The organism is Vreelandella sp. F11, assembly GCF_042466685.1.
GTDB lineage: Bacteria > Pseudomonadota > Gammaproteobacteria > Pseudomonadales > Halomonadaceae > Vreelandella.
In genome coordinates this window covers 4,393,979-4,408,865 of the sequence record NZ_CP170448.1, presented here as the reverse complement: position 1 = coordinate 4,408,865, position 14,887 = coordinate 4,393,979, and the positions used below count along the sequence as shown (strand labels likewise).

The 14,887-nt window shown below is 60.7% G+C and carries 10 protein-coding genes; 7 read left to right on the top strand and 3 right to left on the bottom strand.

Translation table 11 applies throughout. The features are described 5' to 3' along the window. Positions 1-181 precede the first annotated feature (181 nt). From ACFIOZ_RS20090 to ACFIOZ_RS20070, 5 genes are all read left to right on the top strand, one after another. A complete protein-coding gene (locus ACFIOZ_RS20090; RefSeq protein WP_386080768.1) occupies positions 182-727 on the top strand; it encodes a DUF5943 domain-containing protein in 546 nt (181 codons plus the stop codon). Between the two features lie 23 nt (positions 728-750). Further along, positions 751-2,835: a dimethylglycine demethylation protein DgcA gene (gene dgcA / locus ACFIOZ_RS20085; RefSeq protein WP_386080766.1), complete on the top strand. Its 2,085-nt coding sequence runs from the start codon at positions 751-753 to the stop codon at positions 2,833-2,835. Positions 2,836-2,918: 83 nt separating this feature from the next. Further along, positions 2,919-4,922 carry a (Fe-S)-binding protein gene (locus tag ACFIOZ_RS20080; protein ID WP_386080765.1) on the top strand — a complete coding sequence of 668 codons (2,004 nt, stop codon included), beginning with the start codon at positions 2,919-2,921 and terminating at the stop codon, positions 4,920-4,922. Further along, on the top strand, positions 4,919-6,199 hold the full coding sequence (locus ACFIOZ_RS20075; RefSeq protein ID WP_386080763.1) for an electron transfer flavoprotein subunit alpha/FixB family protein: 1,281 nt from the start codon (positions 4,919-4,921) through the stop codon (positions 6,197-6,199). The genes ACFIOZ_RS20080 and ACFIOZ_RS20075 overlap by 4 nt, the downstream gene beginning before the upstream one ends. Continuing rightward, positions 6,189-7,016, top strand: a complete 828-nt coding sequence (locus tag ACFIOZ_RS20070) for an electron transfer flavoprotein subunit beta (protein WP_386080761.1) — start codon at positions 6,189-6,191, stop codon at positions 7,014-7,016. The genes ACFIOZ_RS20075 and ACFIOZ_RS20070 overlap by 11 nt, the downstream gene beginning before the upstream one ends. A gap of 81 nt (positions 7,017-7,097) precedes the next feature. Here the strand turns inward: ACFIOZ_RS20070 and ACFIOZ_RS20065 are convergent, their stop codons facing one another. The 3 genes from ACFIOZ_RS20065 to ACFIOZ_RS20055 all read right to left on the bottom strand — a co-directional run bounded on the left by ACFIOZ_RS20065 (position 7,098) and on the right by ACFIOZ_RS20055 (position 11,593). Then, positions 7,098-7,985: a DMT family transporter gene (locus tag ACFIOZ_RS20065; protein WP_386080759.1), complete on the bottom strand. Its 888-nt coding sequence runs from the start codon at positions 7,983-7,985 to the stop codon at positions 7,098-7,100. 111 nt (positions 7,986-8,096) lie between these two features. Next, positions 8,097-9,845 carry a sodium:solute symporter family protein gene (locus tag ACFIOZ_RS20060; protein WP_386080757.1) on the bottom strand — a complete coding sequence of 583 codons (1,749 nt, stop codon included), beginning with the start codon at positions 9,843-9,845 and terminating at the stop codon, positions 8,097-8,099. A 167-nt stretch (positions 9,846-10,012) separates the two neighbouring features. Further along, positions 10,013-11,593: a BCCT family transporter gene (locus tag ACFIOZ_RS20055; RefSeq protein WP_386080755.1), complete on the bottom strand. Its 1,581-nt coding sequence runs from the start codon at positions 11,591-11,593 to the stop codon at positions 10,013-10,015. Between the two features lie 246 nt (positions 11,594-11,839). On the opposite strand from ACFIOZ_RS20055, the gene fdhA reads away from it, so the two are divergent. Then, a complete protein-coding gene (gene fdhA, locus ACFIOZ_RS20050; RefSeq protein ID WP_386080753.1) occupies positions 11,840-13,030 on the top strand; it encodes a formaldehyde dehydrogenase, glutathione-independent in 1,191 nt (396 codons plus the stop codon). A gap of 129 nt (positions 13,031-13,159) precedes the next feature. Then, on the top strand, positions 13,160-14,878 hold the full coding sequence (locus ACFIOZ_RS20045; RefSeq protein ID WP_386080752.1) for an NAD(P)H-dependent oxidoreductase subunit E: 1,719 nt from the start codon (positions 13,160-13,162) through the stop codon (positions 14,876-14,878). Positions 14,879-14,887: the final 9 nt, after the last annotated feature.

Below are 14,887 nucleotides of genomic sequence, written 5' to 3'. Positions count from 1 at the left end.
GCCCTACTCACGCGGCTTTACCGGCGATAGGCCTACGAGGGGGCGCTGTGAATCCTTCCATGGACGCTACTTTTGCCATACATGGCAAAAGACCCCCTCTACGGCCTATCCCCGGCGCCGCTCGCCTTGCAGAACGGCTGCTTAGCTACTCCATAACAATCAAGATTTGAGGAATACAACCGTGACCAAACTGGCCCCCGCACTGCCCATCGAAGTGGATAGCGAAACAGGCGTCTGGACGAGCGACGCCCTGCCGATGCTGTATGTACCACGGCACTTTTTTATCAATAACCACGTGGCCGTCGAAGAGGCGCTGGGTGCCGAGAAGTATGCCGAAATTCTCTATCACGCCGGCTACAAAAGTGCTTGGCACTGGTGTGAAAAAGAGGCCGAATGCCACGGCATCGAAGGTGTGGCCGTCTTCGAACACTATATGAATCGTCTCTCTCAGCGCGGCTGGGGGCTTTTCCTGACTGAGCAGATCGATCTCGAATCGGGTACGGCTCAGGTGCGTCTCGAACACAGCGCTTTCGTTTACCAATTGGGCAAGACCGGTAAAAAAGAGGAGTACATGTTCACCGGCTGGTTCGCCGGCGCCATGGATCAAATCCTCGCCGCACGCGGGAGCTCCCTGCGCACTGTGGCCGAGCAGACCCAGAGTGCCGCCGAAGAGGGCTGTGACATCGGCCTCTTTACCGTCCAGCCGCTGACTGACGCCGCCCGCTAGCCAGGGGGAGAGGAGAGACAAACATGGCATTCGACGCAATTTTCGAGCCGATCGATATCGGCAAGCTGACCATCCGCAACCGTGTGGTCAGCACCGCTCACGCCGAGGTGCATGCCACCGACGGCGGTATGACCACTGAGCGCTACGTCAGGTACTACGAGGAGAAGGCCAAAGGCGGTTGTGGCCTGTGTATCTGCGGTGGCTCATCGGTGGTCTCCATCGATAGCCCGCAGGGTTGGTGGAGCTCGGTAAACCTCTCTACCGACCGCATCATTCCGCATTTTCAAAATCTGGCAGACGCTGTGCATAAGCATGGCGGCAAGATTATGATCCAGATTACCCACATGGGGCGCCGCTCCCGCTGGGACGGTTTTGACTGGTCGACGCTGGTTTCACCCTCCGGTATCCGTGAGCCGGTGCACCGCTCTACCTGTAAGACCATTGAAGTCGAGGAGATCTGGCGCATCATTGGTGACTTCGCCCAGGCCGCGCGTCGAGCGAAAGAGGGCGGGCTCGACGGTGTTGAGCTCTCTGCCGTTCACCAACATTTGATTGACCAGTTCTGGAGCCCACGGGTTAATAAGCGCGAAGACGAGTGGGGCGGAAGCTTCGAAAATCGCATGCGCTTCGGTATGGAAGTGCTCAAGGCGGTGCGCGACGAAGTGGGTGACGACTTCTGCGTCGGCATGCGGATCTGCGGCGACGAGTTCCATCCGGATGGCCTCTCCCACGACGATATGAAGCAGATCGCCGCCTACTACGATGCCACCGGCAAAGTCGACTTCTTCGGCGTCATCGGCTCCGGTTGTGACACCCACAACACCTTGGCCAACGTCATTCCTAATATGTCCTACCCGCCAGAGCCTTTCTTGCACCTGGCGGCGGGGATCAAGGAAGTGGTGAACGTGCCGGTGATCCACGCCCAGAACATCAAGGATCCCAACCAGGCCCAGCGTATTCTCGAAGGGGGCTACGTCGACCTGGTGGGCATGACCCGGGCACATATTGCCGACCCGCACCTGATCGCCAAGATCAAGATGGGCCAGATCGACCAGATTAAACAGTGCGTGGGCGCTAACTACTGCATCGACCGCCAGTATCAGGGCCTTGATGTGCTGTGTATCCAAAACGCCGCCACGTCCCGTGAGTACATGGGGCTGCCCCATATCATCGAGAAGAGCGAGGGCGCCAAGCGCAAAGTCGTGGTGGTCGGCGGTGGCCCTGGCGGTATGGAAGCAGCCCGTGTCGCTGCTGAGCGCGGCCACGATGTCACCCTGTTTGAAGCGGCTGACGCTTTAGGTGGACAGATCACCATTGCCGCCCAGGCGCCGCAGCGCGATCAGATCGCTGGTATCACCCGCTGGTACCAGCTGGAACTAGTGCGGCTAAAAGTCGACCTGCGCCTGGGCACTCGCGCTGATGAGGCAACGCTACTCGACCTGCGTCCGGATATCGTTGTGCTTGCCACCGGCGGTCAGCCCTTCCTGAGCCAGCACCCCGAGTGGGGCTACTCGGATAATCCCGAAGAGAGCCTGGTGGTCAGCACCTGGGACATCCTCTCCGGCAAGGTAGCACCCGGCAAGAACGTGCTGATCTATGATGCCATCTGCGAATTCTCCGGCGTTTCGGCGGCGGATTTTCTGGCCGACAAGGGCGCCAAAGTGGAGATCGTCACCGACGATATCAAGCCCGGTGCAGCGGTGGGAGGTACCACCTTCCCCACCTACTACCGCAGCCTCTATGAGAAGGAGGTGATCATGTCCTCCGACCTGATGCTGCACAAAGTCTATCGCGAGGGCGATGGCCTGGTGGCGGTGCTCGAAAACGAGTACACCGGTGCTTTGGAAGAGCGTGTGGTGGATCAGGTGGTGGTGGAGAACGGCGTGCGGCCCGATGAGGCGCTCTACTACACCCTCAAGGAGCAGTCCCGCAACAAAGGGCAGGTGGATCTGGAAGCACTCTACGCGATTCAGCCGCAGCCCTGCCTGGTTGATGAGAGCGGCGAGTCAGGAGATGGCTTCCTGCTGTTCCGCCTGGGCGACTGCACGGCACCGCGTAACACCCATGCGGCCATCTACGACGCCCTGCGAATCTGCAAGGACTTTTGACTTAGGCGAAAGCCAACAATAATGCGGGGCGCCAGAGCAGCCCCGCCGCCGAAGCCAATGGTACCAAAGATGAGGTGAGCACCATGCTCGAAACGCTCTTGCCGATACTGATTTTTAGCGCTTTGGCCCTGGCAGTCATCGGCGCCGTGCGGCGTATGCGCCTGTGGCGCCAGGGGCGCCCCTCGCGGGTTAACTTGCTGAAGGGGTTGGCGGCCATGCCGCGTCGCTATTTGGTGGATCTGCACCATGTGGTGGGGCGCGACAAAATGATCTCCAACACCCACGTGGCCACCGCCGGTGGCTTCGTTGCTGCCGCCGTGCTAATGATTTTGGTGCATGGCCTTGGCATCGCGAACCCCCTGCTAGGCGGATTGTTACTGCTGGCCAGTACCTCCATGTTTGTCGGCAGCCTCTTCGTGGCGCGCCGACGCATTAATCCGCCCGCTCGGCTCTCCAAGGGGCCCTGGATGCGCCTGCCCAAGAGTTTGATGGCGTTTTCGCTAGGTGTTTTCCTGATCACCCTACCCACGGTGAACCTACTGCCCGGAAGCCTGCTTGAAGGCAGTGGTAGCTGGCTGTTGGCGCTGGTGTTGGCGGGCGTCGTGGCCTGGGGCCTGGGGGAGATGTTCTTCGGCATGACCTGGGGCGGGCCCATGAAGCACGCCTTCGCTGGCGCCTTGCATCTCGCTTTCCATCGCCGCGCCGAGCGCTTCTCCACGAAAAAAGGCGGCGCTGGCCGCTCAACGGGTCTCAAGGCGCTGAACCTAGAAGACGAGGCGGCGCCCCTGGGCGTGGAAAAGCCCGCCGACTTTACCTGGAACCAACTGCTGGGCTTTGATGCCTGTGTGCAGTGTGGTCGCTGCGAGGCAGTGTGCCCGGCCTTTGCTGCGGGTCAGCCGCTCAATCCTAAGAAGCTGATTCAGGACATGGTGGTGGGTATGGCCGGGGGCAGCGATGCCGCCTATGCCGGTTCCTCTTACCCTGGCAAACCGGTAGGTGAGCACGCAGGTTCTCCTCATGGGCCCATCGTGGCGCTGGAAGGAAAAGCGTTGGTCGACGCCGATACCCTATGGTCGTGTACGACCTGCCGAGCCTGCGTGGAAGAGTGCCCGATGATGATTGAGCACGTGGATGCGATTGTCGATATGCGCCGCCACTTGACCCTGGAGCGTGGCAAAACGCCCAACAAAGGCGCCGAAGTGCTCGATAATCTGATAGCCACCGACAATCCCGGCGGTTTCGACCCTGGCTCGCGGCTCAACTGGGCGGCGGATCTTAACCTGCCGCTCATGGCAGATCTTAGGCAGGTCGATGTGCTGTTGTGGCTGGGGGATGGGGCCTTTGATATGCGCAACCAGCGCACCTTGCGCGCACTGGTCAAAGTGCTGCGCGCCGCTGAAGTCGATTTCGCGGTATTGGGTACTGAAGAGCGCGATAGCGGCGATGTGGCACGGCGTCTGGGGGATGAAGCGACGTTCCAGTCCCTGGCGAAGCGCAATATTGCCACCCTGGCCAAGTATCGCTTCTTGCAGATTGTTACCTGCGATCCCCACAGCTTTCACGTGCTGGGCAATGAGTACGGCGAACTGGGCGGACATTACGAGGTACGTCACCACAGCACCTTTATCGCCGAACTGTATGATGCCGGTCGGTTGACCTTTGCCCCTTGGAAAGGCGGCAGCGTCACCTATCACGACCCGTGTTACCTGGGGCGCTATAACGGTGAATTTGATGCCCCTCGCAACGTACTTAAAGCGCTGGGCATTGAGGTCAAGGAGATGGAGCGCTCCGGCTTCCGCTCGCGCTGCTGCGGCGGCGGCGGCGGGGCACCGATTACCGATATTCCCGGCAAGCAGCGGATTCCCGATATGCGCATGAACGACGTCAAAGAGAGCGGCGCCGAACTGGTCGCGGTGGGCTGCCCACAGTGCACCGCTATGCTGGAAGGTGTGGTGGATGCCAGTGCCGAGGTACGCGACATTGCCGAGCTGGTGGCCGATGCTCTGGTAGAGCGTCCCGCTGATGACGCGACTGGCGGATCCCAGCGGCCTGCTGCAACGACGACGGCTGAGGAGGTGATCGTATGAGCGAGATTATACGTCGCGATCCGCGTCGCGAGTGGATCGCCCGGAATCGTCTGCACCCCGAGTACGCCAGCGTGGTTGCGGCTCTTGGTGGAAACACGGGCGGCGGAGCGGTTAGCGAATGGCTGGGGCCCAACGGCGTGGTGCGCAAGAATCCACGTGCCATCGGTTTTATCGGCCCCAATGGCGTCAAACGAATCGACCGAAGCGGTCTCCAGCAGGGCGGTCAGTCCGCGGCGACCGCTACGGCGGCCCGCGATAGCCGCCGCACGGTGACCATCGACCAGCCAGCCTTCCTGGTGGCCGTTGTGCCTGACATGACCGGTGGGCGCCTTTCCAGTCATGACAAGGATCTGCTGGGGCTGGCACGGCGCTTGGCGGATGCCGACGCCGAGCAGCCCGGTGCCGTGGTGGCGATTCTGTTTGGTGAACATAAGGAAGAAGCGCTGGGCGAAGCCGGGATCGATCGCGTCGTGCATCTTGATGATGAGTTTTACGCGGGGTTTGCCCCTGAGACGCGCTTAGCGGCCTTAAGCGCCGTGGAGCGGGAGATGGCGCCGCGCTTCTGGCTACTGCCCGACTCACCGCTGGGCGGTGCCGATCTGGGGCGGCGCCTGGCCGTGCGTCTGGGTGAGCGCGCGGCTACTGGCGTTTGGCAGATCGAGGCTGACAATGATGCGCCGCTGGGTTGGCGCTGCACGGCTCGTGGTGGTGCCGGGAGCCTGGATATTCAACGCCCGCTGCCGCGGGTGGCGCTGGCATTGGCCGAGTGCGCCGAGCCGGTGGACGAGACGCGCCATGCGGCGGAGCATCTGAGCCTGGCGGCGTCGATACCTTCCACGCTATCGCGGATCGAAGATTTGGGCCAAGTGGCCGTGGATCCTGCAGGCGTGGCGCTGGCCGAAGCGGAGTTCATCCTCTCTGGCGGCAACGGCGTCAAAGAGTGGGATGACTTCCATCACGCCGCGAAAGTGCTCGGCGCTACAGAAGGGGCGTCCCGTGTCGCGGTGGACGACGGCTTTATGGCCCGTGACCGTCAGGTAGGCGCGACGGGTACCTGGGTGACTGCCCGAGTGTATATGGCGGTGGGTATTTCAGGCGCCATCCAGCATCTTCAGGGCATTCAGCGCTGTGACAAGGTGGTGGCGATCAATCTCGATCCGGGTTGCGACATGATCAAGCGCGCCGATCTGGCGGTGATTGGCGACAGTACGCAAATCCTTGCCGCGTTAGTGGCCATGGTGGAGCAGCAGCGAGGAGAGCAGCGTGATGCAGCCTGATCTAAAGCAACAACAGCAACAACAGCAGGGAATCGACGTGGCAGTGCTGGTCTCCATAGGCCGTCACCCGACAACCGGTCGCGCACGGCGCGCCGAACAGGATGCCCGGGGCCTGGAGCTAGCGCTGGCCATGGAGGCCGAACTGCCGGGCACTCGGATTAGCGTACTGCATGCGGGCCCCCAGGCGGATGACAGCGAATCGGCGCTACGCGGCTACCTGGGCATGGGGCTTGAATCCATGACCTTGCTCGAACAGCCTGAGGGTAGCGATGCTATTCTGGCCCTGGTGGAGCACTTGGCCGCTACCTCGCCCCAGCTAGTGATCACCGGTGCCCGGGCAGAGCGCGGTGAAGGCTCTGGGCTTTTGCCCTATGCATTGGCAGAACATCTCGGCTGGCCATTGGTGAATAGCTTGGCATCGATAGAAAAGGTGGAAAATGGCGTGGTAACGCTGCTTCAGGCGTTGCCACGGGGCCAGCGTCGCCGTCTCAAGGTGCGTCTGCCCGCGATCATCAGCGTGGATGAAGCAGCGCCGGCGGCGCGTCAAAGCGCCTTCGGCCCGGCGCGTCGCGCCACCTTTGCGGTCACGCCGACGACCCCTGAAGCCGACAGCGAGCTGGCCCAGTGGCAACTTGCCCCCGCGCGTAAACGGCCTAAACGTCTGAAAATCGTTAAAGCTGCCTCGGCTCGGGATCGCTTCAAGGCGGCAGCGGCCAAGTCCGAGGGCAAAGGTGGGCAGGTGCTCACCGATGTGACCCCCGAGCAAGGCGCCGAGGCGATCTACAAGTTGCTCAAGGAGGAAGAAGTGCTGCGCTGAAACGCATGACGCCTCTAATCATCGTTCAAGCCCGCTTCCCTGCGGGCTTTTTGTTGGGCGATGATCCACGCGACGCATTGGCTATTTGCCAACAAAACCCGGATAAAGCTGAAGGCGCTGTCTCTCCAGACGCAAGCCTATCCAGGCATGCACTACCAGCACCAGGATAACCACACCACCACCGAGCAGCGTCGAGGTCGTGGGTGTCTCACCTAATAACCACCACACCCACAGCGTGCCCAGCGCGGTTTCGACCAGATAGAACAGTGCCACTTCAGTAGAGGGTAGATAGCGGGTGGCGCTGTTGATCAGCACCGTCGCCAAAGGCATCTGCACCAGCCCCATTAGTGCCAGTACGCCATAGCGCTGGGCATCCAGATCCAGCGGCGAGGCCATGGGCAGGGCAACCGCCGCAGAGAGCAGCCCACCACCGGCAACCACCGTCATAGGGTCAATCGCTGGAAAACGCCGCAGCAGGGTCAGGTTGCCGCCGATAGCTGCCGCGGCCGCCAAGGCATAGAGGTTGCCTATCAGCATCCCCATGGCCCCCTCGCCCATGAACACCAGGCCCATGCCCAGCATGCAGATGGCAATGGCCACCAGTGTACGCAGTGCGACTTTTTCACCCAGGAAAATCCTTGAAAACAGCGCAGCAAACAGCGGCGCGGTGCTGAGGATCACGACCACGTTGGCCACGTTAGCGTTCATGACCGCCAGCACAAAAAGGCTGGAGATCAGACCCAGCAGTATGGCTGAGGCTAGCGAGGAAAAGGGTTGGCTTCGCAGCGTCGCCAGCCGTTTGCCTGCCCAGCATAAAAGCCCCAGCACGCAGAACATCAATAAACCGCGCCAGAATACGATGGTCCAGCCGTCGGTGGCGGCCAGGCGAATCAACAGACCGTCGAAGCTTAGGCAGACCACACCGAGTATTACGATAAGCAGGCCGCGTTGGTAGGAACTTAGCTGCATGGTTTTGTCTCCAGGTCAGCAAAAAAACTAACCGCCCGCCGGGTAGGCGAGCGGTTGAGTGGTTAGTAACAGGCCAATGATCGTTGGCCCTCTCGGGTTGGGGCTCGGCGCTTAACGATTATCTGCCATAACCGTGCTCGCCGTGGCGGCTTTCTGATGAGGACGAACCAGCCAGTAGCCTACGGCCCCGGCGATAAACAGCATGCTGCCGCAACCTATCGCCAGCAGGTAAGCTCCTTGAACCGCACCGGAAGAGAGCGTGAAGCGCTCGGCAAGTCCGGCTAACGTCGCCGCGTACTGTTGCCACAAAAACAGCCCGATGGCGGCCCCAGAGAGCATGGTGCATATCGCGATCCAACGGGTGCCCGATACCCAACCGCTCATCGCGCTGGCATCAAACTCATGCAGGAAAGCCCGGTATGCGGTCTCGGCCTGACTTACACGCGTCATTTTTGACGCCAGCGTAATCGCCACCAGCGCCATCAGCGTACTCAGCAGTACCGGATGCAGATAAACTGGCAGGCTGAGCCACTCGGCCTGCACCATCAGCGAGAGAGCGACATTGCCGACAAAGCCCACGGCCAAGCCCCAGCTCGCGCCCGCGGCGGTGATCTTGCGGCTCCAGATGCTCATCAACGCCACCGGGCCCCAGGAGGAGGCAAACAGGGTGGCAGCAAACCACACCACCGACATCACCGCCGGTGGTTGGAACAGCGCGAGCAGTAGTGCTATCAGACCCGCGCCGAGCACCGCCATGCGACTCTTGCGCATGGCCGATTTCTCGTCGGTTGAGACGGGCAGGATATCGTTGGAGAGGCTAAAGCCAATGATCGACAGAAACGTCGAGCAGGACGAGAGCCCGGCAGCGAACACCCCGGTCAGAATAACCACCCCAAGCCAGGTAGGCAGCACGTTGAGCGCCACCCAGATCATGGAGCGTTCAGGGTCGAGCTGCGGGTCATAAAGGTTGATTGCCGCGCCAGTCATCATCATTAGCGCGTAGAAAACGGCAAGTGCCACGGCGGTCAACATGGCCGAGCGCATTACCACGTGCTCGTTGCGGGCCATCAGGTAGCGGCTGGATTGCCAGGGGCTTGCCGCCAGCACTGCCGCCCAAACCAGGCCCAGCGTCAGGCCCCAGATAAGCGCCTCGCCAGGGGAAGAGAAGCTGGCTTCCGGCCCTTCGATCACCCCATGCCACAGCGCAATGCCGGGTTTGTCCGTCTGGATTAATAGCCCTTCAACGGCCCCGCTCCAGCCGCCTAAATCCTGGATGACATACAGCGAGCCGCCCACTGCGGCCAGCGAGAAAATCACGAACATGATGGTATCGGTCAGCATGACCCCCGGAGAGCCGGAGTAGAGGATAAAGCCGGTGTAGGTCGCCCATACCAGTACCAAGCCCACCCAGTAGGGCATGCCGGTCAGCTCCGAAAACATGATGCCCGCGCCTTGCATCACGCCTAGCAGATACGCACCGAGGCCGATAATCGTTGTGAGCCCGGCAATGGCCTGCACCCGACGCGAGGCAAAGCGTTTGCCGAAAAACTCCGGCACGGTACGTGCCCCGCTGCGGCGCAGGTAGCGGCCAAACACCAGCGCACCCAGCAGGCAGCCCGAGGTGCTCACCGCCGCAAAGATCAGCATGACAAACGGATAGCCCTGATAGGCAAAGCCCGTCTCGCCGAGAAAGGCGCTGGTGCTTAAATAGCTGGCCACCAGGGTGCCGAGAATGAAAAAGGTGGGGGCATTGCGGCCAGCGACCAGATAGTCATCCAGCCCCTTGACGCGCCGTCCGGCCAGATGGCCGATGATAAAATAGCCGACCAGACTCAGCAGTATTGCGATGGTGTAGATCATGGAAATAGCCGTGGAGTTGTTGACGTTGTTTAGCTATGGTGCAGCGCTTTACCTGCCTTCTCATTGCCATTAGCGGCACACAGTGCCGGAATCACGACACCATATCCGTAAACCAAAAGGGGCTCCATGGCATTGGCGCCCCCGAAAGCAACAGATGCTTGATTGGATTAGCTAGCGATTTTGGGCATCGCGTTGCTCTGCTGCCACTCTTTGTGAAGGCCCTTGTAGAGGCTGAAACACATCAGCAGGAGCACCAGGGTAAAGGGGAGACCGGTGGCTACCGCGCCCGCCTGCAGCGCCGTAAGGGCTGTGCTTCCCCCCCCGTAGAGCAGTACGCCGGCAATGACCCCTTCCAGCGTGGCCCAGAAGACGCGCTGGCTCCTGGGCGCATCGGTCTTGCCGCCTGCGGTAATGTTGTCGATGACCAGTGAGCCGGAGTCCGACGAAGTAATAAAGAAAACCAGCACCAGAATAATCGCCAGCGTCGAGGTGATACTGGTCATGGGGAGCTGTTCCAGCATATGGAACATGGCAAGCGAAACGTCGCCGATGCCGTTAGCCAGCTCACCCACACCGTTTTCAGCCTGATAAAGCGCCGTGCCGCCAAAGGTGCTCATCCACACCAGTGTGACCAGCGTGGGCACCAGCAGTACGGCGATTAGAAACTCACGAACGGTGCGTCCCCGCGATACACGAGCGATAAACATGCCGACGAACGGCGACCAGGAGATCCACCACGCCCAGTAGAAGATGGTCCAGCCGTGGTACCAAGTGTCATCCTCGCGGCCAATCCAGTTCGACAGTGGCAGCAGGTGGCTGGCGTAGTCCAGCGCTGTAGTGCCAATTCCCGTCAGAATCATCAGGGTTGGACCCGCCACGACCACGAAAAGCAGCAACGCCGCCGCGATGACCATATTGATATTCGAGAACAGCTTCACACCACCGTCGATACCCCGCCATACTGAGATCAGCGCAATCACCGTGACCACCACGATGATTGCCAGCTGGGTGCCGATGGTATTAGGGACATCGAAAAGGTAAGCGAGGCCGCCAGCGGCTTGGGTAGCGCCAAAGCCAAGTGAGGTGGCCAAGCCGAAGATGGTGGCCAGCACGGCGAGGATGTCGATGACATGGCCTGCCCAGCCACGGGTGCGCTCGCCCAGAATGGGGTAAAAGGCGGAGCGAAGGGTCAGCGGTAAACCTTTGTTATAGGAAAAGAATGCCAGGGACAGCGCCACCACGGCATAGATGGCCCAGGGGTGCAGTCCCCAGTGAAACATGGTCGCTCCCATGGCGGCGCTGGCGCCCTCCGGCGTCCCCGCCGGCGTATTCAGGGGCGTTCCATACCAGTCGGTGTAGTAGGCCACGGGCTCAGCAACGCTCCAGAACATCAAGCCGATTCCCATGCCCGCTGCAAACAGCATGGCGAACCAGGAGGTGCGCGAATATTCCGGTTTTGCATCCTTGCCGCCTAACCGAATCCGCCCGAGTGGCAAGCAGATCAGTACGAGGCAGAACACCACAAAAATATTGCCAGCAATCATAAACAGCCAGTCGAAGTGTTCAATCGACCAGTTTTTGGCAAGCCCTAAGTGCGTATTAGCTGCGTCTGGATAGACCAGCGCGTAGATAATGAACAGCAGGATAGCGAGGGCGGATAGGGGGAAAACGGGGTTGTGGAAGTCCAACCCCAATATCTGCGTATTGTCCTGTCCAGGCGACAGGACGGGGTCGTCGTTGTTGTTCATCGCGTTTCCTTGTTGGTTCTTGTTGGGCGTCGGACAGGCGGAGCATCGCCGACATTAGGAATTGTTGGGCCTGCTCGAAAAGAGAAGTGTCGTGAAAGCGACCTCCACCTATTCGTCCTGACTGTCATGTCTCGAATAGGCATGTGGATGCCTTTTTGGAGTAAGTCCTGGGGCGCTGAAGGGATAGTGTGAGGAAGCGCCATTCACTACATTGAGTAGAACAACAAACAACGACAGGAGTCAGCCATGAGTGCAGCCAATCGCGGAGTGGTCTATAAAGGCCCGGGTGAAGTCGCCGTCGAATCCATTGCCTATCCCGAGCTTGCGCTAGGCAATCGCAAATGCGAGCACGGTGTCATCCTCAAGGTCGTGACCACCAACATCTGTGGCAGCGACCAGCATATGGTGCGGGGGCGTACTACTGCGCCCGCAGGCCTAGTGCTGGGCCACGAAATCACCGGGCTCGTGATCGAGGCCGGTCGCGACGTCGAGTTCATCAGGCCGGGCGATCTGGTCTCGGTGCCGTTCAACATTGCTTGCGGCCGCTGCCGCAACTGTAAAGAGGGCCGCACCGGTATCTGCCTCAACGTCAATCCATCTCGCCCTGGCGCCGCCTATGGCTATGTGGATATGGGCGGCTGGGTCGGCGGCCAGACCGAATATGTCATGGTTCCCTACGCTGACTTTAACCTGTTGAAGTTCCCGGATGCCGATCAGGCCATGGAGAAGATCAAGGATCTGACCCTGCTCTCCGATATCTTCCCCACTGGCTTCCACGGCTGCGTGACTGCTGGTGTCGGCCCTGGTAGCACCGTCTATATTGCTGGTGCTGGCCCGGTGGGGCTGGCAGCTGCGGTTTCCGCTCAACTGCTGGGTGCGGCCTGCGTGATCGTTGGCGATATGATCGAAGAGCGCCTGGCCCAGGCCCGCAGCTTTGGTTGTGAGACCATCGACCTGACCCAGGACGGTGACATGGCCGACAAGATCGAGGTGATTCTTGGCGAGCGTGAGGTCGATGCCTTTGTCGACTGTGTTGGCTTTGAGGCGCACGCCTGTGGCTGCAATCACGGCAAAGAAGCGCCTGCGACGGTGTTGAACTCGGCGATGTCGTTGACCCGAGCCGGTGGTCAGATCGGCATTCCGGGCCTGTACGTGACCGAAGACCCCGGCGCGGAAGATGATGCTGCCAAGCAGGGCGCGCTGAGCATGCGTTTTGGCCTCGGCTGGGCCAAGTCTCACAGTTTCCATACGGGGCAGTGCCCGGTGATGAAGTACCATCGCCCGCTGATGCAGGCTATTCTGTTCGGCAAGGTCAATATTGCCGATGCGGTCAATGTCCAGATGATTAACCTGGATCAGGCGCCCCAGGGCTACGCCGACTTCGATGGCGGTGCGGCTAAGAAATTCGTTATTGATCCCCATGGCAGCGTGGCTTAATAGTGTATTAACTCAGTAAAGGCCCTGCCCCAAACGAAGGGCAGGTCAGTGCGACCCTAGACGGCGCCCCGCGGGGTGCCGTCTTCGTTCATTCGGCATAAAGCCGATCAAGATAATAATGAGTACCCCATGACCGTCCAGACCGTGATCCCCAAGCGCCGCTTCCGCGGCAAGCCCCGCGGCCGTGAACTCGACCCCCGACTTCTTGAGGAGTTGCGTGAGCTGCTGGGCGACGAACGCCAGGACGCCACGCTGCGCCGCCGCGACCTACTGATTGAACACCTGCATGCCCTTCAGGATAACCGTGGGCATCTGCTGCTGACGGAGCTACGTGCCCTGGCGGCTTACATGAACCTGCCCATGGCGGCCGTTTACGAGACCGCCACTTTCTACGCCCACTTCGATGTCATTCACGACGACCAACTGCCGCCGCCCGCGGTAACAATCCGCGTCTGTGACTCTTTAACCTGCCAGTTGGCCGGTGCCGAGGCGCTTAAGGCACAGTTGGAAGCAAACGTGGATATCGAGCAGGTGCGGGTACTGCGCGCTCCTTGCATGGGGCGCTGCGACACGGCGCCGGTGGCGGAAGTGGGGCACTATCATGTGCCGTTCGCTACTCAGGAGCGTATCGCGTCGGTGATCGAGGAAGCACACTTTCATCCTGACCCCGTCGATTGGCAGCGACTGGACGACTATCGCCGCGAGGGCGGTTTCGCGCTACTGCGAGCCTGTCGCGAGGGCGAGGTCACGGTGGAAGCGCTGATGGAGGCGATGCAGCAGGCCAATCTGCGCGGCTTGGGTGGCGCGGGTTTCCCTACCTTCAAAAAATGGACGTTCGTGCGCCAAGAAGCTGGCCCCCGTTACTGCGCTATCAATGCCGACGAGGGCGAGCCTGGTACCTTCAAGGATCGCTATTACCTAGAAAATTCACCCCACCAGTTTCTTGAAGGCGCCTTGGTCAGCGCCTGGGCGGTAGAGGCCGAGGCGCTGTATATCTATCTGCGCGATGAGTACCCGGCGTTACACGGCGTACTGCGCGAGGCCATTAGCGAACTGGAGGCTGCGGGCCTGGTGGCGCCGGGTTACGTTGTGCTGCGCCGCGGCGCGGGCGCCTATATCTGCGGTGAAGAGTCGGCAATGATCGAGTCTTTAGAAGGCAAGCCGGGTAAACCCCGCCATCGCCCACCGTTTGTGGCCCAGAAGGGGCTCTTTGACCGGCCAACGCTGGTCAATAACGTCGAGACCGTCTACTGGATCCCCATGATCTGGCAGCGTGGCGCGGAGGCTTTCGCAAGCCAGGGTCGCCATGGCCGTGTAGGGTTACGTAGTTTCTCTGTCTCGGGTCGGGTCAAGCAGCCCGGTGTGTATTTGGCGCCCGCGGGGATAACCCTTCAGGAGTTAATTGACGAGTATTGCGACGGCATGGCCGACGGCCACCGCCTGGCGGCCTACCTGCCCGGCGGCGCCTCCGGCGGCATTCTGCCCGCTGCCAAGGCCGATATTCCCCTCGATTTCGACACCCTTCAGGAGCACGGCTGTTTTATCGGTTCCGCAGCGGTGATCGTACTCTCTGATCAGGACGATCTGCGCGGGGTGGCTACCAACCTATTGGCCTTTTTTGCCGATGAGTCCTGTGGCCAATGCACGCCCTGCCGGGTGGGCACGGAAAAAATGCTCACCCTGCTCGAGCGCAATGAGTGGGATGCTGGGCTGATGACGCAGCTCTCCCAGGTGATGATAGATGCCTCTATTTGCGGACTCGGCCAGGCGGCACCTAACCCGGTGCTGGGGCTGTTGAAGGATTTCCGCGGCGAGCTGGCCGCCCAGAACGTAATCGTCAAGGGGTAGGGGGATGAA